Genomic DNA, 21,487 nt, shown 5'->3' with positions numbered 1-21,487 from the left:
AGCGTTAGGAAAGTTCTGTGAAGGTGGTGACAGTCATGGTTTGGTTGTGCAACTCACAGGGTGCCCCAGCGGTAAACGGGGCAATTTCTCCATAGGAGTAAAATCCGGTGAGAACGGTGCCCGAACCCAACATGTCTCGTACGCCTTCAACTTCCTCTTCAATCCGCTGTTTGAGTAACAGCTTGCGGCCTACACAGCTAATGAGAATGGCCAGTTCAGGCGATGGATGGCCTGCAGTTGCACAGGTTTCTGCGGCAGCGATCGCCCCATCCACTAATCGGTCAAAGCTGGCATGCATGAGCTGGGCCGTTGCGCCTTCGGGCATGTCGCCTGCAAAGGTCATACTTTGCTCATCCTCGTTAATGGAGAGAATGGTGCGCACCAAACGATGTTGACTCGATGGGGTATGCAGGCTGAGGGGAAACAGTAGCCCCGAGGCGGGCAGTTCGGCGGCGTGCTCTCCTAAGTATTTTTTGTACAGCTCTAGGGCAGACTGGCCATCCAGCTGATACAACACATTGCCCCGAGATTGAGTAATGGTGCGCTCGGGACCAAAGGGGATCCAGCCGCCCAAAGAACCGTAGCCAACTTTGAGGCGATCGCCATACAGGCCCACAGCGGCAATGCGTCCAGGCTGGGGGTCGTCATTTAGCAACACCAACGTTTGTTGAAAGCGATCGCCATCACCGGATAGGCCCCCGGTTACAGTCACGCCCAGCGGCAAATGCGGCACCAGTCCACGCACCAGCTCGCTTCCATTCACCTGAAGCCCATCCGACAGCAAAAACACATGCACCAAACCGTTGGGATCGAATAGCCGACCCAAGCGATCGCCCACGTCCATACTGCTTTCCCCAGGCTGGAGCTGAAGCTGATACCCCTTGACCTGGCTATGCTCGAACTGAATGGCTGTTGCCACCAGCGACTCATCATACACGCGGGTATCACAAATTTCGCCAGCGGTGGAACAGCCCAGAATGAGGGCATTGGAGTAGTGCTGCCGCAAATTGGCCCAATTAGACTGGGTCTGGAGCGCCTGCGGGCTACCAAACAACAGCACCAACTGCGCCGCTGCACCCAGATCACCCATTGACGACGGCACCCATCCGTTGAGTTGTGACCATAGCGCTTGTTCAATTTTCATAGACTAAATCCGCAAATTTTAGTACTAACTGTCTCGGTGATTTATGACTTAGGAGGGATGAATGCAGCCTGTACTGATGCGTCAACATGATTAGTATTCCCGATTTGAAACGAGAAATCATGAACTTTAGGAAAGTTTAGTCGGGTGAAATGGCCGAAAAAAAAGAAGCAAGATAGCTCTTGCTTCTTTCAAGTTCTCTTGGCTAAGCGAGAACGATGGGCGCGATCGCCGTTGAGGAATCCAGTTACACGGTTTGTGCCAAATCGAAGCGCCGGGTTAGGCGATTGAGCTGTTTGGTCAGCATGCTCAAAAACAAGCCCACATCGGTTACCACACCCACCGATTCCACCGAGCCGCGATCGCTCAGTTTGGTCACCACGGCGGGGTTAATGTCTACACACACCATCTTCACCCCAGCGGGAGTCATGTTGCCTACTCCAATGGAGTGCAGCATCGACGACAGCATCAGAATCATATCGGCACCTTGAATCAACCGGGCATAATCCTGCTGCGCTTTGAGCAAATCCATTTCCGTGTCGGGCAAGGGGCCATCATCGCGAATGGAGCCCGCCAGAGCAAATGGCACATTGTGGGTGACGCATTCATAAAAGATGCCGCTTTGGATCACGCCTTGCTGCACCGCATTGGCAATGTTGCCGCAGCGCCGCACACTGTTGATCACCTTGAGGTGGTGGCGATGACCACCCCGCACCGACACGCCCCGCTTCATATCCACCCCCAGCGAGGTGCCCAGCATGGCCTGCTCCATATCGTGAACGGCGATCGCATTGCCCCCCAGCAGCGCCTGCACATAGCCTTCTCGAATCAGCTGAGACAAATGTTCGGCTCCGCCAGTGTGAATCACCACTGGCCCCGCCACCACGGCGACCTTGCCAGCGCGATCGCGAATTTGGCGCAGTTCCCAGGCAATTTGCTCCACCACCAGTTCGACTCGGCGCTCGCTCGACACACCCGAGCCCATAAAGCTGAACTCTTTGTCGTTGCTGGTGCGCTGCTCCCGCGATTCCGTCTTGCGAACGGTGCGAATCCCTTCCACACCCACAATGACGCGATCGCCCTGCTTCAGATCGCGCAAGAGCTTGCACTCGGCCACCGGGCCTTCGGGGGTTTGGCTCACCACAATTGCGCCATCCATCCGCTGATTTTGCACCCGCACCCACTCACAGTTCACCCGTACCTCGGTCGGGTAAATCGTCGTGACGTAGAAATCATCAGGCGCAACCCCGTCCATATCCACCACTTCCAGCGGGTTGTCGCACACCTCCTGGGGAGCCGCAACCGCACCAATATCAATCAGCTGCGACATGATTTTTTCCATCACATCATGGCTGGGAGCCGTCACGCGAATTTCGGCAGAGGAGGTGCTGTTGCGCTGTTCGCCCAGGCGAAAGTTCAACACCTGGAAGCTGCCGCCCCCTTCCACAATCAAATCCAGCGCACGGTTGATCAAGCCAGAATCGAGCAAATGCCCTTCCAGCTGAATGACCCGGCTTTCGATGGTGGCCACAGCATGATGCAACGGCATGAGCGGCTCAGTCGTACGCAGGGTTAGGCACTTGGCCGCACCACCCGCCTTCAAAAATTCAGTCAGAGGCGTTTCTACCACTTCAAAGCCCAGCGTGTTCAGCCGTTCTTTTAGCTCGTCGGTGGCCTTGTTCATCACAATGGTGTGATTGATGTTGACCGCGTTGCAGGCAAAGTTCACCGCATCCAGCTCATCCACGGCAATGCGCTTAGCCGCAGGCACCCGCATTTCAATCAACCGATTGGAGTACGCATCAAACGCAGGAGGGTAGTAGAGCAGATAGCCATCAGCCAACGGGCAAAAGCAGGTATCCAAATGGTAGAAGCGCTCATCCATCAGGCGCAGCGACAGCACTTCGATATCCAGCCATTTAGCTAGGTAGGGATGGGAATCAAGCTCCGAGCGGAAACCGTAGCCAGCCCACAGCCAGCGGCCTTCGCGATCGAGCAGGGCATCCCCCGCACCTTCAAAAGGTAAATCTTTTGGCAACTCGTAAACGGTAAAGCCGTTTTCTTCGAACCAGGCTTTGAAGAACGGTTCTTCGCCTTGGCGCTCTTTGTGAAAGAAGCGGCTGAGCACCACTTTGTCTTCTAGCACTAAGCCCGCATTGGCGGTGAATACCATGTCGGGTACACCTTTTTGGGGCTTCACCAGGTCAACAATTGCCCGATCTTTGAGGATGTGATACAACCCCTGCCATTGCTCAACGGCGCGATCGCGCGATGATTTGTGAACGTTGCCCTCCATCCACGGATTAATTACATAATCCACGTCGTAGTGATCGGGAGCGCACATCAAAAAACGAATTGAGGAAGTCATAAGTAAAGCTTGGGCACTTGTAGAAGGTAGACGAACGGTGGGGCAAGGCAGATCTGAAACATCTCTGCGGGCGACAAAACCACGCAGGCGATCGCGCTTTCATCGTGCGATCACTGGCAATCAGAATAATTGGGTTGACTAATCCTGAATATCAAGCCAATCACATATTTTAATATGTTGCTGCCACACCCTTGACGGAAGCGACATGAATGTTATCGCTTGCTGACAATTACATCGGCACACTGAACCACGTTCTTGGGCCATAAAACTGTGCGCTAAAACACGAAAACTGTGGGCTAAAGCGCGAATTGCAGCCCTCAAGCCAGCATGAAAAAGCCTGCCCGATTTCTGATGGCTAAACTTCCTTATCTTTCCAACTCTTAGCGTTAAGTATCTTTCAAAAGTTCCCAATCATTTTTGGGTAGTGTTTTGTCATCCCCATTGTAAATCCCGACTGTTGTAGGTCAGGGTTGCTCTGGCTAGAACTGATGTTCAATCCAGCCAATTCCGATTGGGACATTTGATGTGTAGAACGCGATTCGCTGTTTCGTCCACAAACACATCGCAGCTTCGCGCGTTTTAGTATGCGGAAAAATATCCACTCTTCCATTCACAAACCCATCACAGAAGGCTTGGGTTGAACTCGTGCGATCGCCCGTCATCCATCTGCAGATTGCTGGAGTGCCTTTTGCGCCAGCATAAAGCTGCAAATCGACTTTGCATCAATGGGGGCACCTTGAAAGATTGCCTGCTCCAGCTCTTGTGCCGTCATCAACACAAGTTCAATATCTTCATCTTCGTCCTGTGCCGGGGGGTGTTCTAGCGGTTCCAAATCCAGCGCCAAATAAGCGTAGATAATTTCATCGGAGTAACCGGGAGCCAGGTAAAACTGCCCCAGATTTTGCCAGCGATGAGCACGAAATCCCGTTTCTTCCTGAATTTCGCGCTCTACCGTGGTAAAGGGGTCTTCATTGGGCTCAACGGTGCCCGCCGGAAACTCGAGCAAGCGCTGCTCTGCCGCAAACCGATACTGGCGAACCAGCACAAACTTACCATCAGGTGTTACGGGCACCGCTAATGCTCCACCCGGGTGCCGTACACACTCCCACTCGCCTTCTGCCCCGTTGGGCAACCGCAAACGAGACACATCAAAGGCAAACTTGCGGCCTTGATAAAACATTTTTTGGCTAAGATGCTGAGGCTGTTCGGAGGAGGTTGACATTGCAAGATAGGTAGAAGAATAAGAGGATATTTTTACAGGTGAATTCAGAGCGTGAATCTGCGGTTTATTTCAATCTGCGGTTAATAAAGCAACAGCGTAGGCGGCAATACCCTCTTCGCGACCAACAGGGCCTAGTTTCTCGTTGGTGGTGGCTTTTACACCCACCTGATCGGGATCAAGATTGAGCACGCTGGCTAGCCGATCGCGCATGGTGCCAATGTGGGGCTTAAGTTTGGGCCGTTCTGCCACAATGACCGTATCTAAGTTGCCAATTTCCCAACCGCGATCGCGAATGAGTTGATTGACCTGAGCCAGCAATTTCAAGCTATCGGCTCCTTTCCATTGGGGATCGGTAGGGGGAAAGTAGTGGCCAATATCTCCCAGACTGAGCGCACCCAACAGGGCATCCATAATGGCATGAGTCAACACATCTGCATCACTATGCCCCAGCAGCCCTAGCTCGTGCTCAATGGCAACTCCGCCAAGAATGAGGGGGCGATCGCGCACCAATTGGTGAATATCATAGCCATTGCCAATCCGAATCTTCATAAATCCATCGAGCTGCTTGCTTACCATAAGTGATGATATCGCTCTGGTGACCTCCCTAGACGCTTCAAGAGCAGCCCCTAAGGCGATCGCAGCGGCTGCTTCATGCGAACTTAATCATTCACGGCCTCTTCTATAAAGAAATTAAGTAGGCATCACCGTAAATCTGCGGTAATAAGGACGGCTCCAGTATGATTCCACCATGACAGCAAATGCAGAATCTCCAAGCGCTTCTGAGCTTAACGCTGAAACGGGTGCGTTGCCCACATCATTTCTCTGAGCCGAGTAAATGATGCCCTGTATATCTCTCAAGCTTTTCCTTGGGTTCATCATGAACCGGAGCTGTTGTTCATTCCCTCTGTAAATTCTCGTAGGTCATCTCATGCGTACAGAAATGAGGTATGCCACCCCATCCGCCAAGGATGTTCTAACGCAGTGGCTCAGCACTTTTCAGCGCAAAAGTGTTGAAACCCTCAAGCAGGTTATTTCCCGCGAGCAAATTCGTAAAAACATTTTTGCCAGTTTGTGGCAATGGTTTGGCCTTCGGGTAACCACCCGCGAGGATATGATAGCCAAGCCTGAGATGTATCGGCTGCAAGAGTTTGGCGAAGAATTTCGGATTCTTCCGTCGATGCCTTATATGGATGCGGAAGATGCAGTTCCCGACATCATTCATACCCTACGAGGAGGCTTTACGCTACGCAAGCCCTTTGTGGCGGAGGTGCCCAATGCTTATCTGGTTGGCCCTACGGCGGTTGGCCTTGCCAGCGATCGCTCCATTTTAATGGAAACGGTGATGCCCAATAGCGATCGCCAGTTCCCCTCCTTTGAGGCACTGCCCCTACGCACCCTCAGTCATCGTTCGCTGCGATCGCCCACCATCGAGCTAGATACAGCCTGCTCCTTGGTTAATGGATGGGGGCGCAAGGTTTATGCACACTGGCTTGCAGAAAATTTAACCCGGCTAGAAGGACTGGAACGATACCAGCAGAGAACTGGCATTAAGCCAACGCTGCTGGTCCACGCCCAATTGAAAAGTTGGCAAAAAGAATCGCTGGCGCTATTGGGCTACCAACCCGAAGACTATGTTCCCTGGACAGGGGGCATCGCTCGGGTAAATCGGCTGGTGGTGCCATCGTTTCGGCGGCAGGCCCGCTGGTCGGACCCCAGTGCCTACCAGTGGATGCGCGATCGCATGATCCACAACTTGCCGTCCGTACAAGACAGCAGCCTTCCCTACTCCAGTCGCATCTTTATTTCACGAGGCAATGCATCAGGCCGACGCATCGTCAATGAAGAAGACGTGATGCAACTCCTTTCCCCTTTAGGCTTCAAAAAATACGTCTTGGAAGAGTTGACATTTAGTGAAGAGGTTCGACTTTTTTCTCAGGCAGAAGCAATCGTAGGAATTCATGGTTCTGGACTGGTGAACATGATTTTTTCAACGAAGAAACCAGTCATCATCGATTTATTTAGCGCATTTTTTACTGGGAGCTTCTTTCAGCTCACAAGTTCCCTTCAATTTCCCTACGCTTGTCTGTTTTGCGAGCCGGTAGGCCCTCAATCAAAACAGGGAGATATCATCGTTAACCTTGAAAAATTAGAACGCCTAATTCATACCCTCAAGCTCTAACAGCCTGGAATCTAAGGCTTTCACACCTAAAAACTGTTTGCCGATTGATCAACAATAGGCAACCTCATCCCATTTATACTCTTGACGGATAAAAATTGGATGCGAGCTTTATTTGTGAGCAAACTTTAAAGCCAAAGGGTTAAAACTTGTTCATCCAAAATCAGTAATGTATAACTCTTAAAAACCTCTTGTCAGTGAATTTTCTGATATTTTGAAAATTTAAGGGTTTCAAATCCTTAAATTCGGTCACTTTGCCCTAATCTTTGCACAAAATCTACATATATTCACTTAGGCTTTATACCCTGCCCATCAGGGGACTGTTAACGTTCCTATAGATTCCCGTAAGTTATTGAGTTGAGCGCGGCCTAAACATTCACTGGAGGTAGTAGTTGCATGAAGGCTGTAATACTCGCAGGAGGGCTGGGTACTCGCATCAGCGAAGAAACCAGCATCAGACCAAAGCCAATGGTGGAAATTGGTGGTCAGCCCGTGCTGTGGCACATCATGAAGATTTACTCCGCCCACGGCATCAATGATTTCATCATTTGCTGTGGTTACAAGGGCTACGTCATCAAAGAGTTTTTTGCAAACTACTTTTTGCGGATGTCCGATGTCACGTTCGACATGCGGTTCAATCAAATGAACGTGCATGCAGGTAAAGCAGAACCATGGCGCGTCACGTTGGTTGATACCGGAGCCAATACCCTGACCGGTGGCCGACTCAAGCGCGTGCGTGAGCATCTTGGCAATGAGACATTTTGCTTCACCTATGGAGACGGCGTTTCCGACGTCAACATTACCGAACTTCTGGCATTCCACAAGGCTCAGGGTTTACAAGCAACGATGACGGCTGTGCAGCCTCCTGGTCGCTTTGGGGCGATCGTGTTGGGTGAAGAGCAAACCAAGATTACCAGCTTCCACGAAAAGCCCGAAGGGGATGGAGCCTGGATCAACGGCGGCTACTTTGTGCTAGAGCCTGAAGTGATTGACCACATCGAAGGAGATGACACAACGTGGGAACAAGAGCCGTTGAAAAAGTTGGCTCATTTGGGCCAGCTGTCGGCATTTAAGCACAACGGCTTTTGGCAGCCGATGGATACCCTGCGAGATAAGAACTATCTGGAAAAGCTTTGGCAGGCCAACGAAGCTCCCTGGAAGGTTTGGTAACGCGCACTCCACTTCTCTGATTGTTCAGCATTCTGTCAGGCATTCTGTTAGGCATTGTGCGGCCTGGTTGCGGCCCGGTTTAGTTCAGCCTAGCGTCTTCAACTCAAGCAACTTTCATTTCGCGATACAGCGCAATAGAGGCGAGTTTCATGTACGATTTTGCAATTATTGGAGGGGGCATTGTCGGGCTTTCTACCGCGATGGCGTTAGGAAAGCGATATCCCGATGCTCGTATCCTGGTTCTCGAAAAAGAGAGCAGCTGGGCCTTCCATCAAACTGGAAACAACAGTGGTGTGATCCACTCGGGCGTTTACTACAAGCCGGGTAGCTACAAGGCAAAGTTTTGTCGCGATGGCTGCCAGTCGATGGTGGACTTCTGCCGGGAGCACGATATTCCTCACGAGGTGTGCGGCAAGGTGATCGTGGCCACGGAGGAACATGAACTGTCCATGCTGGAAACCCTGTACCAGCGCGGCTTGCAGAATGGCGTGCCGGTAACTCGCCTCACGGCTGACGAGGTGAAGGAATATGAGCCTCATGTAAACTGCTTGGCTGGGGTACGCGTTCACTCTACGGGCATTGCCGACTACAAGAAGGTGACGCAAAAGTACGCCGAAATCGTACAGCAGCAGGGGGGCGATCTGCGGCTCAATACTCGCGTGCTCAACATTGTTGAACAGGCGGATGGGCAAACGATTGAAACCACTCAGGGTGAGTTCAAAACCCGCATGGTGGTGAACTGTGCTGGCTTGTATAGCGATCGCATCGCCAAACTTGGCAATGTTGATCCCCAAGCCAAAATTGTTCCCTTCCGTGGAGAGTATTACGAACTCACACCCGAAAAGCGCTATCTAGTTAAGGGACTCATCTACCCCGTTCCCAACCCGGCCTTTCCATTTCTGGGAGTTCACTTTACCCGCATGATTGACGGCAGCGTTCACGCCGGACCGAATGCGGTACTCAGCCTAAAGCGAGAAGGCTACAAAAAAACTGACTTTGATCTGCGAGATTTTGCAGAGGTGATGGCCTATCCCGGCTTTTGGAAGCTGGCCGCAAAACATTCCGACGAGGGCATCAAGGAAATTATTCGCTCGTTTAGCAAAGCTGCCTTTGTGCAAAGCTTGCAGCGGCTCATTCCCGAAGTGCGCTCCGAAGATGTGGTTCCTACCCATGCTGGCGTGCGCGCCCAAGCCCTGATGAATGACGGCAAACTGGTGGACGACTTCCTGATTATCAAAGGTCAAAACTCGGTTCACGTATGCAATGCTCCCTCCCCTGCGGCCACCTCATCCCTAGAAATTGGCAAGGCCGTGGTTGAGCAAATTCCTGAACAGCAACATTTACGCGCAATCATTAACGCATAAGGACGATTATGAAAATTTTGGTTACTGGTACCGAAGGGTATCTAGGTTGTTTGCTGGCTCCGCTGCTGATGGAGCGTGGCCATGAGGTGATTGGGGTTGATACCGGATTCTACAAGGTTGGCTGGTTGTACAACGGCACCGACCTCACCGCTAAAACCCTCAATAAAGACATTCGCCATATTTCTCTAGAAGATCTAGAAGGAGTTGAAGCGATCGTTCACATGGCTGAATTGTCGAATGACCCCACAGGGCAACTGTCTCCCACCATCACCTACGACATCAACCACAAAGGTTCGATTCGGTTGGCAGAGTTGGCCAAGCAAGCGGGCGTTCGCCGCTTTGTGTACATGTCTTCTTGCAGTGTGTACGGGGTAGCCAAAGCCGATGGCTACACTGATGAAACGACTCCGGTCAATCCCCAAACGGCCTACGCAGAATGCAAAGCCTTTGTGGAGCGGGATGTGAGCAAGATGGCCGATGACGACTTCTCGCCCACCTTCATGCGCAATGCCACCGCGTTTGGCGCGTCGCCTCGCATGCGGTTCGACATTGTGGTGAACAACCTATCCGGGTTGGCATGGACGCTGAAGGAAATTAACATGACCAGCGACGGTACACCCTGGCGTCCACTGGTGCATGCGTTGGATATTGCCAAGGCCATCATTTGCACCTTGGAAGCACCCCGCGATATCGTTCACAACGAAATCTTTAATGTGGGCGATACCGCAAACAACTACCGGGTGAAAGAGCTGGCCGAAATCGTGGCAGAAACCTTCCCCGGCTGCACCGTCAGCTTTGGCGAAAACGGAGCCGACAACCGCAGCTACCGCGTGTCATTTGAGAAGATCAACACCCAACTTCCTGGCTTTAAGTGTGAGTGGGATGTGCGCCGGGGTGCGGAACAGCTCTACAAGGTGTTTAGCCAAATTGATATGACGAAGGAAGTCTTTCAATCCAATGGCTTTACCCGCCTGAAGCAGCTGGAGTACCTGATTCGCACTCAGCAAATTGACCAAGATTTCTTCTGGAGCAAGCCATGATCTTTACCGAAACCAAGCTGAAAGGCGCATTCATCATTGATGTTGACATTCGTGAAGACCATCGCGGCGGCTTTGCTCGCACTTTCTGCATGAAAGAGTTTGAGGAGCATGGCCTAAAGTCCAGCGTGGCGCAGTGCAACATGTCGTTTAACCACAAGGCCGGAACCCTGCGGGGCATGCACTACCAAATTCCCCCTGCTGCCGAAACCAAGCTGGTGCGCTGCACCAAGGGTGCCATTTATGACGTGATTATCGATTTGCGTCCCGATTCGCCCACTTACATGCAGCACATTGGTGCGGAGCTGTCGGCAGACAACCGCCGCGCCCTGTATGTGCCAGAGCTGTTTGCCCATGGATATCAGGCGTTGACGGATGACGCCGAGGTGATTTACCAAGTAGGTGAGTTTTACACCCCTGGCTATGAGCGGGGCATTCACTATGCCGACCCGGCGTTTGGCATTGAGTGGCCGATGGAGGTCACTGTGATTTCGGAGAAGGATGCCGCCTGGGCTCCGTTTGAATCTGTTGCAGTAGGAGTGTAGTGAGCCATGATCATTGTTGATACCGCGCTAAAAGCTCGGGCCGAGTCGGGTAATCCGGTCCGGGTGGGCATGATTGGTTCTGGCTTTATGGGCCGGGGCATTGCTAACCAAATTGCCAACTCGGTTCCAGGAATGGAGTTGGTCGCAATTTACAGCCGAGATATTGAGGCAGCTCGCTTTGCCTACAATCAGGCTGGCATCGAAAATGTGGTGGTGGTGAAGTCGGTCGGTGAGCTGGAAGATGCGATCGCCAAAGGGAATTACGCCATTACCGATGATGCGATGCTGCTGTGCCGCGCTGAGCACATTGATGCCCTGGTGGAAGTCACGGGAACCATCGAATTTGGGGCTCATGTGGTGCTGGAGGCGATCGCCCACAAAAAGCACGTTATCCTCATGAACGCCGAGATGGATAGCACCATTGGCCCTATCCTCAAGGTGTATGCCGATCGCGAAGGGGTGATCTTGACGGCCTGCGATGGCGACCAGCCCGGTGTGGAAATGAACCTGTACCGCTATGTCAAGAGCCTGGGCTTGACTCCCTTGCTCTGCGGCAACATTAAGGGTTTGCAAGACCCCTACCGCAACCCAACCACACAGGAAGGATTTGCCAAGCAGTGGGGCCAAAAAGCCCACATGGTGACCAGCTTTGCCGATGGCACCAAGATCTCGTTTGAGCAGGCGATCGTAGCCAACGGTACGGGCATGACTATCGCCAAGCGCGGCATGTTGGGCTATGACTTCAATCGTAACAAAGAGGCACTGATTGAACAGTTTGGCCTCAACTACACGGGCCACGTGGATGATCTGACCAAGATGTACGACGTGGACATGCTGAAGGAACTGGGCGGCATTGTGGACTATGTGGTGGGTGTGCGTCCCGGCCCTGGCGTTTTCGTCTTCGCCAGCCATGATGATCCCAAGCAGCAGCATTACCTGAACCTGTACAAGCTGGGTGAAGGCCCACTGTACAGCTTCTACCATCCCTATCACCTCTGCCATTTTGAGGTGCCGCTGTCGGTGGCGCGGGTGGTGTTGCTGAATGATGTGATTTTGGCTCCGTTGGGTGGGCCTGTGGTGGATGTGGTGGCAACGGCCAAGATTGACCTGAAGGCGGGCGAAACGCTGGATGGCATTGGCTACTACATGACCTATGGCCAGTGTGAGCGGGCGGATATTACTCGCGAACAGCGCTTGCTGCCGATGGGCTTGGTGGAAGGGTGCCGCCTCAAGCACGATATCCCCAAAGACCAGGTGCTGACCTACGACGATGTGGAATTGCCAGAAGGCCGCTTGTGCGATCGCCTCCGGGCAGAGCAAGATGAGTACTTTGCTCCCACCAAGGTTCCTAGCCTGGTTGCCTAAGCCGCTCGTTTGCGTTTACTCGTCCTAGCAAAAAGCCCCATCTTCTTTGCGAAAGATGGGGCTTTTCTATGGTTGTTGGAAGTTTTCTAATAGCTCACGCACTTTTGCGTACTCTTCTAATCTTTCAAAATCGCGTTGGGTTGGTTTTTTAATCCTGGTTGAGTCTGAGTTTTCTGCATTGTCTGCCAGTTTTACAACACGGGCAATTTTGTTTTGTGCGGCTCTTTTTGCTGCATCAAGCCTTGTTTCTCCGGCTCTTTTCGTCAATGCATCAACAGCTTCTAAAATTTCTTGGGAAAACCCTGCTTTTTCTAAATCTTCTAAGGTGAAATCGCTGTCTTCTACGACATCGTGCAATACGGCAACAATTCTCTCTGCTTCTGTTTCGACTCGCATCATCACTTTGAGTGGATGCAGAATGTAGGTTTCTCCTGCTTTATCTATTTGCCCTGTGTGAGCGATCGCTGCTATTTGAATTGCTTTTTCAAGTGTGCTCATAGTTCACGAAACAGATTGTTTTCACGTTTTAAGGTTATCCTCAAATTTTCCTCTATCCAATCTCTCACTATCCCATCAACCTGATCGGCGATCGCCCTCAGCGGGTGTTTGAACCGTGGCAAATATCCTGCATTCGCCCACGCCTTCCCAGTTCTGGGGGACTGCCAATCCAGTGTTTCATTCGTTGTCTTCCGTTGGTTCAAACCATCTCCAACACTCGCTCAAAAGTGACCATAACCACTATTAAAGGTTAACAGTCGAGCGATCGCGCTCACCGGATTGCAAATAACCTTTGCAACGCAACAACTATCTTGATATGTTCCAGAGCAGCGCTGTTGATATGATGCGCCAACTGCTGACCACAACTTGCCTCATGGTTAAAGCTCCCATATTTCTTGTTCGGAAAACCCAAGCTCTCGAAAATCAGGCTCTCGCAATTGGGCCTCATCAGCACAAAAGAACTCATCCAGTTGAGGCGGCTTGACGGGTGTTCCTGCAAGCATTGCGTGAACTTGTCCACGATGATGAATCTGGTGTTGAAAGAGATGGGCAAGCAGGCGCGACCTCTGCTCGGCATGAATTCCATCAGATCTTGGGATGCTCACTGGTTCAGCCATAAGCGCATCTGTCATTGACCGACAAAATGTAATTAGGCGTTCATCCGTTTTTTGTTGTTCCTGGTGTAGTTCTGCACAGGTGTCAAACGGCTCTTCAGGCTCGAAAAATTTCCAAGCCTCGGCATTGGGCGGATCGCTTCTTATGCTTCGCTCGAATGCATCAATGTAGTACCAATCAACTGTTAATAGATGGTTTAATGTGGCTTTAATTGAGGGGAAGAAACTTGTTCTTGTCGCAACAAAATCAGTTTGACTAAGGCCACAACAGGCTTTCAATAAGCGATGGTTTGCCCAGGCATTGTTATAAGCCATCGTAAGGAAGTGATGAGCTAGGGATAGCATGTGAATTGCAACGCTTAACTGGTTCCTTCGACTGATTGTAACAACCCAAGAAATACTGCTTCACTCAAAACCTTTTACACAACTTCATCTCAAATGCCGCCAGGTAGGCTTCAAACTACTGTCCTCACCCAAAACGTAAGCAGCCTAACGGTCTGCTTCACCCGCCGCCACGAATCTTTCACACCTAACTAGCACCCTGAATACGGTCGGGTGCAAGCAGATTGTTATACGGCTAACTGCACTGGGCCTTTCCCTTTCTCAATAAGAACGGGAGTTAGATGTTCGGGGATGCTGTGTAATCTAATTTGAACACACCCCAATTTATAGGCTTCTTCAATTGTACGACCTGCCCCCAGTGCTTGGTAAAAGCCTGTTGCAAAGGCTATAGCAGCGTGATCACCAATTGCTTTATTCATCCCGATAACGTAATCAATGTGTTCAGCAATAGCAGCAGCTTGAATTTCTGAGTAACAGGAGTTTAGCAATACACAACATACTTGACTAGCGAATTGTTCAAACAATGCTGCCAATGCATCAGGCATTATTGGATGAATTTCTCCTACTCTATTTTCAAAACATAGCGTACCACTCTCTGTGCCATGACCTGAAAAATGTACGATATGCGGCTGTATATCCAACAATGCTTGACTAATATCTGTTGGTCGTACAGACATCCTCTGATCAAGTTTGAATTTCTCTCGTAATCTAGCTAATTGGAGCTTTTCCTGAATCTCCCTTAACTCTTCCCCGATTCTTAGCCTAGTAGCATTGGTTGGATCAGCTGATAAGAGAAGGATAGAGATCGTTTGAGCTTCTTCGATAACACTTGCAGCTTTCTCAGTCAGTGTCTCTTCTTTAGTTACAATCTGCATTAGTCTCTCTGAAATTTCAGAGCAGTCTTCATATAGAGTTTGCTCTACCTGACTTATCTCTATTCCATCCATGAGCTTTTGCGTTTTTCGATACTTCAATAAATCTAGGATTAGTTTCCCGACGATGTGATCCGGCTCCTGCTCCCAAAAAGCTCTAAGACGATTGGCTTTAGAATCACCCAAGTAGGCATACTTGTCATCGTAGATATCCATATCTACGCTTTCAATAATAAATTCTTTAAATGTCCTGTTTGAAAAATCAAGAATGTAACCCCTACCCTTTGCTGACTCTAACAATTTTTCAATTTTCCTCTTTTCGATGCTTGACAATTGGGACATTTTCAAAAACGTACTTATTATTCAAAAATTGCAATTAGCGCAAAGGATAATATACACAACCATACTTTACAAGTAAGAAAAGTAATTATCATTGCCTGACAGAGAATTTTGTGGACAGCCCTAACTCCAAATGGAAGCCGTATAACTATTAATAGACGGAAGATTTCTGCATAAGATCCTAAATTGGGGTGGATAGGCAGAGTGATTCGGCATAATATCCCAAATTTAATGCTTATGCAGAAATAATCTGCATAATATGCCGCTCACGTTAAATCGCAAGAATTTTTCCGCATATTTTTATGTCGGTTGCGGAGTTGGTTGGATAGATTGGCTGAAAGATCAAGAAATGATGACAAAGCGACAGGTGATACTTGTGATCTCCTGTCGCTTTGTTTTATTGTGGGCGATACCGGAATTCGTTTCGGTGATTTTAACCAAAGATGAGCTTAAGGTGAGGACGCTAGTTAGGAGTGCTGCAACACTGCCTAACCAGCTAACCTGACTCCTGAACAGGGCAGGAGCTAGGCTGGATCGATTATGTTTCACCTCGCTAATGCTGACAAGTGGTTAGGAAACCACGCCTTAAGCTTTTTCTTTTCCACACATTTCTATTGCATTAGCGAGGAACAAAATATGAGTTCAGAGTTTAACGACCTGTTGCCCACGCAACAGGCCGACAAGCCGCAGATTTGGATTATTGGCACGCGAGAGCAAGTCGTTCACATTATGAATGAAATGATGGTGAAAGAGCTGGTAAGTGACCGAGTGAAATTCACCCCCATCATTCCCGCACCATTTGCCAACGGCAAAGTCATGACCGTGCTGGTGCGATAGCCATCCACCAGCATTTCAAAACCGCAAAGTGCGATCGCCCCGCTCGCTTTATCTTCATTACTAGAAGGTAGAGCGGCTTTTTTGTTGGGGATAAACGTGCGAACTCAAGCTTGCGTAGCAAGCATAAATACCCGCTTTGTGTCTAGCGGATCATTGAAGGTTCACGTTTTTCAGCTATTTTGCTGATTTTGTTGTGCAACCGTGCAAATTTAAACAGCAAGCCCATCTGTTTGGGAAACATGGTTCTAATCTTGAAATATCCCCACCAATCCTCAAACCAACGCTGAGCGCAGATGCCACCTAGTCGCCCCTACTCCGCCTCGTCGCTGCCATCTCACCCAGCCAACGAGAAGCCCCCATCTGCCAAGTTGCCGCCATCCGCCCATCCCGCATGGAAGCAGTGGCTGCATCAACTCCCCCTGGGCCAAAAGATTATCTACGGCTATGCAGGGGCGATTTCCATGGGCTTTTTTGGGGCAATGACGGGCCTGTTGGTGGCCGACTACATTCAAGGCCAAGGTGTGTTTCAGTTCACCGATGCCCAGGTGCAAGCCACCCTACTTAGCGAATTTGAGCAAGCCGCAAACCGAGCACAACTCCACGGAGCCAGGGGTCTTGCGTTAATTGACAACCCTACCGCCATGCAGCGCGAAGCTGAGAGCTTGCAAGTCAGCCTTGCCAAAGTCGAGCAATTGAAACGCGATCTAGCAGCTTTTTTGGCCGATGACCCAACCTGGATTGCAGCAGAGGAACCATCGCAAATTACCGAGGTGCTAGAGCGTTACAACCAGCAATTGAACGAGCAGGCAGCAGCAATTCAAGCAGCCCTAACTCTGCCATCTCCTCACGAAACCCTGCACCAAATTATTGAGCAACATGCCGAGCGTCTGGATCAAAGCGAAGCCGATGTACTCGCCCTCATTCAAGTCGCCCAAAACCAGGAGTCAAGAGCCGCCAATGTGATGGAAACGGCTCAAGGGCTAGAGAAGCTCATTATTGTGGTGAGTATGTTGCTAGCCGGGGCGATCGCCGGAATCTTGGCATGGCGCACCACCCGCACCATTGTGCGCCCAATCGAAACGATGACCCAAACGGTGCAGCAATCCACCCAAGATGCCAACTTTGATTTGCGCATTCCCGTCACCAGCCACGATGAAGTCGGCATTTTGGCGGAAACCTTTAACTATTACATGCAGTTTGTAAAACAGCTGCTCACCCAACAGCAAACCACCAACCAGCAGCTTCAAGAAACCCTCATTGAGCTGCACCAAACTCAAGGGAAAATGATTCAAAGCGAAAAAATGTCGGCCCTGGGGCAAATGGTCGCTGGCATTGCCCACGAGATTAACAACCCCGTGAACTTTGTACATGGCAACCTCACCTACATGTACGAATACACCCAAGACCTATTGCGGCTACTTCAGGCTTACCAACGACACTACCCCACCCCGCCCCACACCCTACAGGCCGATCTGGACGCGATCGACCTCCCCTTTTTGACCCAAGATCTGAAAAAAATCTTTCAGTCGATGCAGGTTGGCTCCGATCGCATTCGAGAAATTGTGGTGTCGTTGCGCAACTTTTCTCATTTAGATGAAGCCGCCTATACCCCTGTCAATCTTCACGATGGCATTAACAATACGCTGATGATTTTGCATCATCGGCTCAAGGCCAGCTCAGAACGTCCCGAAATTCAGGTGATCAAACACTATGGCGATTTGCCCCTAGTGGAATGCTACGGCGGCCAACTCAATCAGGTGTTTATGAATTTGCTATCCAATGCAATTGATGCGTTGGAAGAAAGTAACCAAGGCCGCAGTTATCAAGACATTACCGCTCAGCCCAACGTTATCGAAATTCACACCACCATCACCGAATCTCACAATGCTCGGATTGTGATTGCCGATAACGGCGCTGGCATTCCCGAAGAGGTGCGATCGCGCCTGTTTGATCCCTTCTTCACCACCAAACCTGTGGGCAAAGGCACCGGATTGGGCCTCTCCATTAGCCACCAAATCATTACCGAAAACCACAACGGCAATCTGTGGTGCGACTCCACTCCTGGCAAAGGCACCCAATTTGTGATCGAAATTCCCCTCTTTGCCCCGGAAGAGCAATAAGAGCCCTATCGAAATCCACCAAATCGAAATCTACCAACCCGCGATCGCCACAAAACCATGGTGGGCTAGACATCGAAAGCCTAAACAACCATCCAGCCCCATACCCAGACAAGCTGCTTTTCCAAAAATCGGGATGGCGGGATTCGAACCCACGGCCCCTTCGTCCCGAACGAAGTGCGCTACCAAGCTGCGCTACATCCCGTTATCACCTATCTAGACTATCACACCTGGCCATTCATCAAAATAGATTCGAGTCATCTCGCAAATCTATCAAAACCATCTTTTAAGGGACGTTGAGGAGGTAAACGCCTTTTCCCAACCTCATCAAAAAAAACCAGAGCTACCGATCACTAAAACTTACAGAGTTCGGTGGTTTTTTGAAGGTTTAGCGTCCTTGTCAACACACAGCATGTTTGCGTTAGCGCAGATTGCTAAAATAAACAGTGACAAATTTCAGTTTCTCTTGGGCAAAAAGCGTGACGTTTACTCCAAAAAAGCCGGAATGGTTGCGGGTGAAGGCTCCTCAATGGGAGCGTGTGGGCAATGTCAAAGACATTTTGCGAGATCTGGAGCTAAACACCGTTTGTGAAGAAGCCTCCTGTCCCAATATTGGAGAGTGCTTTAGCCTGGGAACGGCCACCTTTTTGATTATGGGGCCAGCCTGCACCCGGGCCTGTCCCTATTGCGATATTGATTTTGAGAAGAAGCCTAAACCGCTAGACCCCACCGAGCCAACTCGCTTGGCCGAAGCAGTGCGCCGCATGGGGCTGAACCATGTCGTCATTACCTCAGTTAATCGGGATGATTTGCCGGATGGTGGTGCCCATCAGTTTGCTAAGTGCATTGCTGCCATCCGCAACGTGTCGCCTCACACCACCATCGAAGTGTTAATCCCCGATTTGTGTGGCAATTGGGAAGCATTGGAAATTATTTTGGCGGCCAGCCCAGAGGTTGTGAACCACAACACTGAAACGATTCCCCGGCTGTATCGTCGGGTGCGGCCTCAGGGAGAGTACGCGCGCACGTTGGAGCTATTGCGGCGATCGCACCAAATTGCCCCATGGATTTACACCAAGTCAGGCATTATGGTGGGCTTGGGCGAAACCGATGACGAAGTGCGCGAGGTGATGCGCGATCTGCGATCGGTGGATTGCGATATTTTGACCATTGGCCAATACTTGCAGCCCAGCACCAAACATTTGCAGGTTCAGGGCTTCATCACGCCAGAGCAGTTTGATGCGTGGCGCGAATATGGCGAAGCGTTGGGATATTTACAGGTGGTGTCGTCGCCGCTGACTCGCAGTTCTTACCATGCCGAACAGGTGCGATCGCTCATGGAGTCGCATCCCCGAGTGAAGCCATAACGGCTGCTGCCCCAACCGACCGCTGTGGCAAATCCTCGCGATCCCAGCTAAATTTCCAAAAAACGAGACGACTAGTTGAAACTAGTTGTCTCGTTTTTGTTTTATATGCCTTACGGTAGAGGAAAAAAATATCTCCTATGGTGGAGGTGGAAAGAATCTAAACCCCTTTCCTTCGCGGTTGGGCCTATTTGAACTGGAGGAACCGGAATTAACAATCTGTGCGAATCTGTACAAATCTGTGCGAACCGGTGTGAACCGATGCGATCCCTTGCCCGGTCAGGGGTTGGCAATACCAAGCCCCTACCGCAGCCATAGCATTTCGTTCTGGCTCCTAAGCCGTTGCCGTTGCTTCTTGCTTCTGCTCAGAACCTTGAGTACCTAGTTGAATCAGTTCAATTTTGTAACCATTGGGGTCTTCCACAAACGCAATCACAGTCGTGCCGTGTTTCATGGGGCCAGGTTCACGGGTCACCTTGCCACCACGAGCTTTAATGGCATCGCAAGTACCGTAGATGTCATCCACTCCCAAGGCAATGTGGCCATATCCATTACCCAAGTCGTAGGCATCGGTTCCCCAGTTGTAGGTTAGCTCGATCACGGTGTGATCCGATTCGTCGCCATAGCCAACAAACGCAAGAGTAAATTCTCCGCTGGGGTAGTCTTTTTTGCGCAGCAGCTTCATGCCTAGCACATCACAATAAAAGTTCAGTGATTCGTCTAGGTTGCCAACCCGCAACATGGTGTGCAGCATTCGCATGGTGCTTTTCCTTTAGAGCATCTCTCCCATTTTGAAGCATTCTTTCCCTGACGGTCTTTGACCACAGCAGAATGGAGACCTTTTTTACGGTATCCGACAGGTTTTAAAGTGCTTTTTGTGGACTCGGTTTACCAAAACGCATTTACGGCATAACTCCTACGCAAGATCTATCCTGGGAGTGATAGCGTAACAGTACAGAATACGTTCATATCTGCGATACCTCTATGTCTGCCTCTCTGCTTCGGACTCCACTGTATGAATTGGCGATCGCCCACAAGGGTCGCATGGTTCCGTTTTCAGGCTGGGAAATGGCGGTGCAGTTCAGCAGTGTTTTGCAAGAACACCAAGCCGTACGCCAACGTGTGGGAATGTTTGACATTTCGCACATGGGAAAGTTTGTGCTGGAAGGAGCAGGTCTCATTCAACAGTTGCAAACGCTCGTTCCATCTGACTTGAGCCGACTGCAACGTGGACAAGCGCAGTACACCGTTTTGCTCAATGAGCTGGGTGGCATCGTCGATGACTTGATTGTGTACTATCAAGGCTCTTGGAACGGAAACGACCGGGTGCAGCTCATCGTGAATGCAGCCACAACCGACAAGGACAAAACCTGGCTGCTGAACCATTTGAGTGGCGATATTGTGCTGAAGGATGTGTCGCGATCGCAAGCATTGATTGCGGTACAAGGGCCACAAGCCGTACAAACCTTGCAGCAGGTTGTCGATGAAGACCTGTCAGCCGTAAAACGATTTGGCCATATACAGGGAACGGTGCTGGGCCATCCAGGCTTTTTGGCGCGGACTGGCTACACCGGAGAAGATGGCTTTGAGGTGATGGTCGATGTGGAAACAGGCCAAAAGCTGTGGCGATCGCTCCTAGAGTTGGGGGTGACTCCGTGCGGACTGGGTGCCCGCGATACCCTGCGCCTAGAGGCGGCCATGGCCCTGTACGGACAAGATATTGACGACATGACCTCGCCACTTGAGGCGGGGCTGTCTTGGTTGGTGCATTTCGACAAAGCTACCGACTTTACCGCTCGCCCCGTGATTGAACGGCAAAAAGAGCAAGGAATCCCTCGGCGGTTAGTTGGGCTGCAGTTGGAGGGACGCAACATTGCTCGACACAACTATCCGGTGCTGCATCAGGGCGATCCCGTTGGAGTGGTGACCAGTGGCACCCTATCGCCAACCCTGGGATATCCCATTGCTCTGGCCTACGTTCCGGCAACGTTGAGCAAAGTTGGCCAAGCCCTGAATGTTGAAATTCGCGGCAAGTATTTTCCCGCAACCGTAGTGAAGCGGCCTTTTTACAAAAGCCCCTACCTAGCCTAAAAGACACGTGAGTTATAGATAAGCT

Annotated in this window: 18 protein-coding genes and 1 tRNA gene; 10 read left to right on the top strand and 9 right to left on the bottom strand. The window is 50.7% G+C overall.

What is annotated here, in order from left to right; all coding sequences use genetic code 11:
* Nucleotides 1-4: 4 nt before the first annotated feature.
* The 4 genes from ACQ4M4_RS05490 to ispF all read right to left on the bottom strand — a co-directional run bounded on the left by ACQ4M4_RS05490 (nt 5) and on the right by ispF (nt 5,307).
* A complete protein-coding gene (locus ACQ4M4_RS05490; RefSeq protein ID WP_430683464.1) occupies nt 5-1,144 on the bottom strand; it encodes an FIST signal transduction protein in 1,140 nt (379 codons plus the stop codon).
* Between the two features lie 244 nt (nt 1,145-1,388).
* Complete coding sequence (locus tag ACQ4M4_RS05485; protein ID WP_430683463.1) at nt 1,389-3,509, bottom strand: TIGR00300 family protein; 2,121 nt, start codon at nt 3,507-3,509, stop codon at nt 1,389-1,391.
* A gap of 658 nt (nt 3,510-4,167) precedes the next feature.
* Nucleotides 4,168-4,731, bottom strand: coding sequence for an NUDIX hydrolase (locus ACQ4M4_RS05480; RefSeq protein WP_430683462.1), 564 nt, complete (start codon nt 4,729-4,731; stop codon nt 4,168-4,170).
* A gap of 69 nt (nt 4,732-4,800) precedes the next feature.
* Nucleotides 4,801-5,307 carry a 2-C-methyl-D-erythritol 2,4-cyclodiphosphate synthase gene (ispF, locus tag ACQ4M4_RS05475; protein WP_430683461.1) on the bottom strand — a complete coding sequence of 169 codons (507 nt, stop codon included), beginning with the start codon at nt 5,305-5,307 and terminating at the stop codon, nt 4,801-4,803.
* 352 nt (nt 5,308-5,659) lie between these two features.
* Between ispF and ACQ4M4_RS05470 the strand changes: the two genes are divergently transcribed.
* From ACQ4M4_RS05470 to ACQ4M4_RS05445, 6 genes are all read left to right on the top strand, one after another.
* Nucleotides 5,660-6,910, top strand: a complete 1,251-nt coding sequence (locus ACQ4M4_RS05470; RefSeq protein ID WP_430683460.1) for a glycosyltransferase family 61 protein — start codon at nt 5,660-5,662, stop codon at nt 6,908-6,910.
* Between the two features lie 393 nt (nt 6,911-7,303).
* Nucleotides 7,304-8,077, top strand: a complete 774-nt coding sequence (gene rfbF / locus ACQ4M4_RS05465; RefSeq protein ID WP_430683459.1) for a glucose-1-phosphate cytidylyltransferase — start codon at nt 7,304-7,306, stop codon at nt 8,075-8,077.
* Between the two features lie 149 nt (nt 8,078-8,226).
* A complete protein-coding gene (gene lhgO / locus ACQ4M4_RS05460) occupies nt 8,227-9,441 on the top strand; it encodes an L-2-hydroxyglutarate oxidase (protein ID WP_430683458.1) in 1,215 nt (404 codons plus the stop codon).
* Nucleotides 9,442-9,449: 8 nt separating this feature from the next.
* A complete protein-coding gene (locus tag ACQ4M4_RS05455; protein WP_430683457.1) occupies nt 9,450-10,481 on the top strand; it encodes an NAD-dependent epimerase/dehydratase family protein in 1,032 nt (343 codons plus the stop codon).
* Nucleotides 10,478-11,023, top strand: a complete 546-nt coding sequence (rfbC, locus tag ACQ4M4_RS05450; protein ID WP_430683456.1) for a dTDP-4-dehydrorhamnose 3,5-epimerase — start codon at nt 10,478-10,480, stop codon at nt 11,021-11,023. Before ACQ4M4_RS05455 ends, rfbC begins: the two co-directional genes overlap by 4 nt.
* Before the next feature lie 6 nt (nt 11,024-11,029).
* Nucleotides 11,030-12,388 (top strand): NAD(P)H-dependent oxidoreductase, encoded by a 1,359-nt coding sequence (locus tag ACQ4M4_RS05445; protein ID WP_430683455.1) that lies wholly within the window; start codon nt 11,030-11,032, stop codon nt 12,386-12,388.
* 66 nt (nt 12,389-12,454) lie between these two features.
* On the opposite strand, the gene ACQ4M4_RS05440 is transcribed toward ACQ4M4_RS05445, so the two are convergent.
* The 3 genes from ACQ4M4_RS05440 to ACQ4M4_RS05430 all read right to left on the bottom strand — a co-directional run bounded on the left by ACQ4M4_RS05440 (nt 12,455) and on the right by ACQ4M4_RS05430 (nt 15,056).
* Complete coding sequence (locus ACQ4M4_RS05440; RefSeq protein WP_430683454.1) at nt 12,455-12,886, bottom strand: phosphohydrolase; 432 nt, start codon at nt 12,884-12,886, stop codon at nt 12,455-12,457.
* A 377-nt stretch (nt 12,887-13,263) separates the two neighbouring features.
* The gene (locus ACQ4M4_RS05435) at nt 13,264-13,815 is read right to left on the bottom strand and encodes a DinB family protein (protein ID WP_430683453.1); all 552 of its coding nucleotides are present in this window, start codon (nt 13,813-13,815) and stop codon (nt 13,264-13,266) included.
* A gap of 254 nt (nt 13,816-14,069) precedes the next feature.
* Nucleotides 14,070-15,056: a CHAT domain-containing protein gene (locus ACQ4M4_RS05430; protein ID WP_430683452.1), complete on the bottom strand. Its 987-nt coding sequence runs from the start codon at nt 15,054-15,056 to the stop codon at nt 14,070-14,072.
* Nucleotides 15,057-15,689: 633 nt separating this feature from the next.
* Between ACQ4M4_RS05430 and ACQ4M4_RS05425 the strand changes: the two genes are divergently transcribed.
* A complete protein-coding gene (locus ACQ4M4_RS05425) occupies nt 15,690-15,890 on the top strand; it encodes a hypothetical protein (RefSeq protein ID WP_430683451.1) in 201 nt (66 codons plus the stop codon).
* A gap of 293 nt (nt 15,891-16,183) precedes the next feature.
* On the top strand, nt 16,184-18,010 hold the full coding sequence (locus ACQ4M4_RS05420) for an ATP-binding protein (RefSeq protein ID WP_430683450.1): 1,827 nt from the start codon (nt 16,184-16,186) through the stop codon (nt 18,008-18,010).
* Between the two features lie 128 nt (nt 18,011-18,138).
* Here ACQ4M4_RS05420 and ACQ4M4_RS05415 read toward each other — a convergent pair.
* A tRNA-Pro gene (locus tag ACQ4M4_RS05415) sits at nt 18,139-18,212 on the bottom strand.
* A gap of 274 nt (nt 18,213-18,486) precedes the next feature.
* On the opposite strand from ACQ4M4_RS05415, the gene lipA reads away from it, so the two are divergent.
* Nucleotides 18,487-19,374, top strand: a complete 888-nt coding sequence (gene lipA, locus ACQ4M4_RS05410; RefSeq protein WP_430683449.1) for a lipoyl synthase — start codon at nt 18,487-18,489, stop codon at nt 19,372-19,374.
* A gap of 331 nt (nt 19,375-19,705) precedes the next feature.
* Here lipA and gloA read toward each other — a convergent pair whose 3' ends face one another.
* Entirely contained in the window at nt 19,706-20,131 is a 426-nt protein-coding gene (gene gloA / locus ACQ4M4_RS05405) for a lactoylglutathione lyase (protein WP_430683448.1), read from the bottom strand.
* Between the two features lie 224 nt (nt 20,132-20,355).
* On the opposite strand from gloA, the gene gcvT reads away from it, so the two are divergent.
* A complete protein-coding gene (gene gcvT, locus ACQ4M4_RS05400) occupies nt 20,356-21,462 on the top strand; it encodes a glycine cleavage system aminomethyltransferase GcvT (protein ID WP_430683447.1) in 1,107 nt (368 codons plus the stop codon).
* The last annotated feature ends 25 nt before the right edge of the window (nt 21,463-21,487 follow it).

The organism is Leptolyngbya sp. AN02str (genome assembly GCF_050565595.1).
Taxonomy (GTDB): domain Bacteria; phylum Cyanobacteriota; class Cyanobacteriia; order Elainellales; family Elainellaceae; genus Kaiparowitsia.
This window is presented reverse-complemented; position numbering and strand designations above follow the sequence as displayed.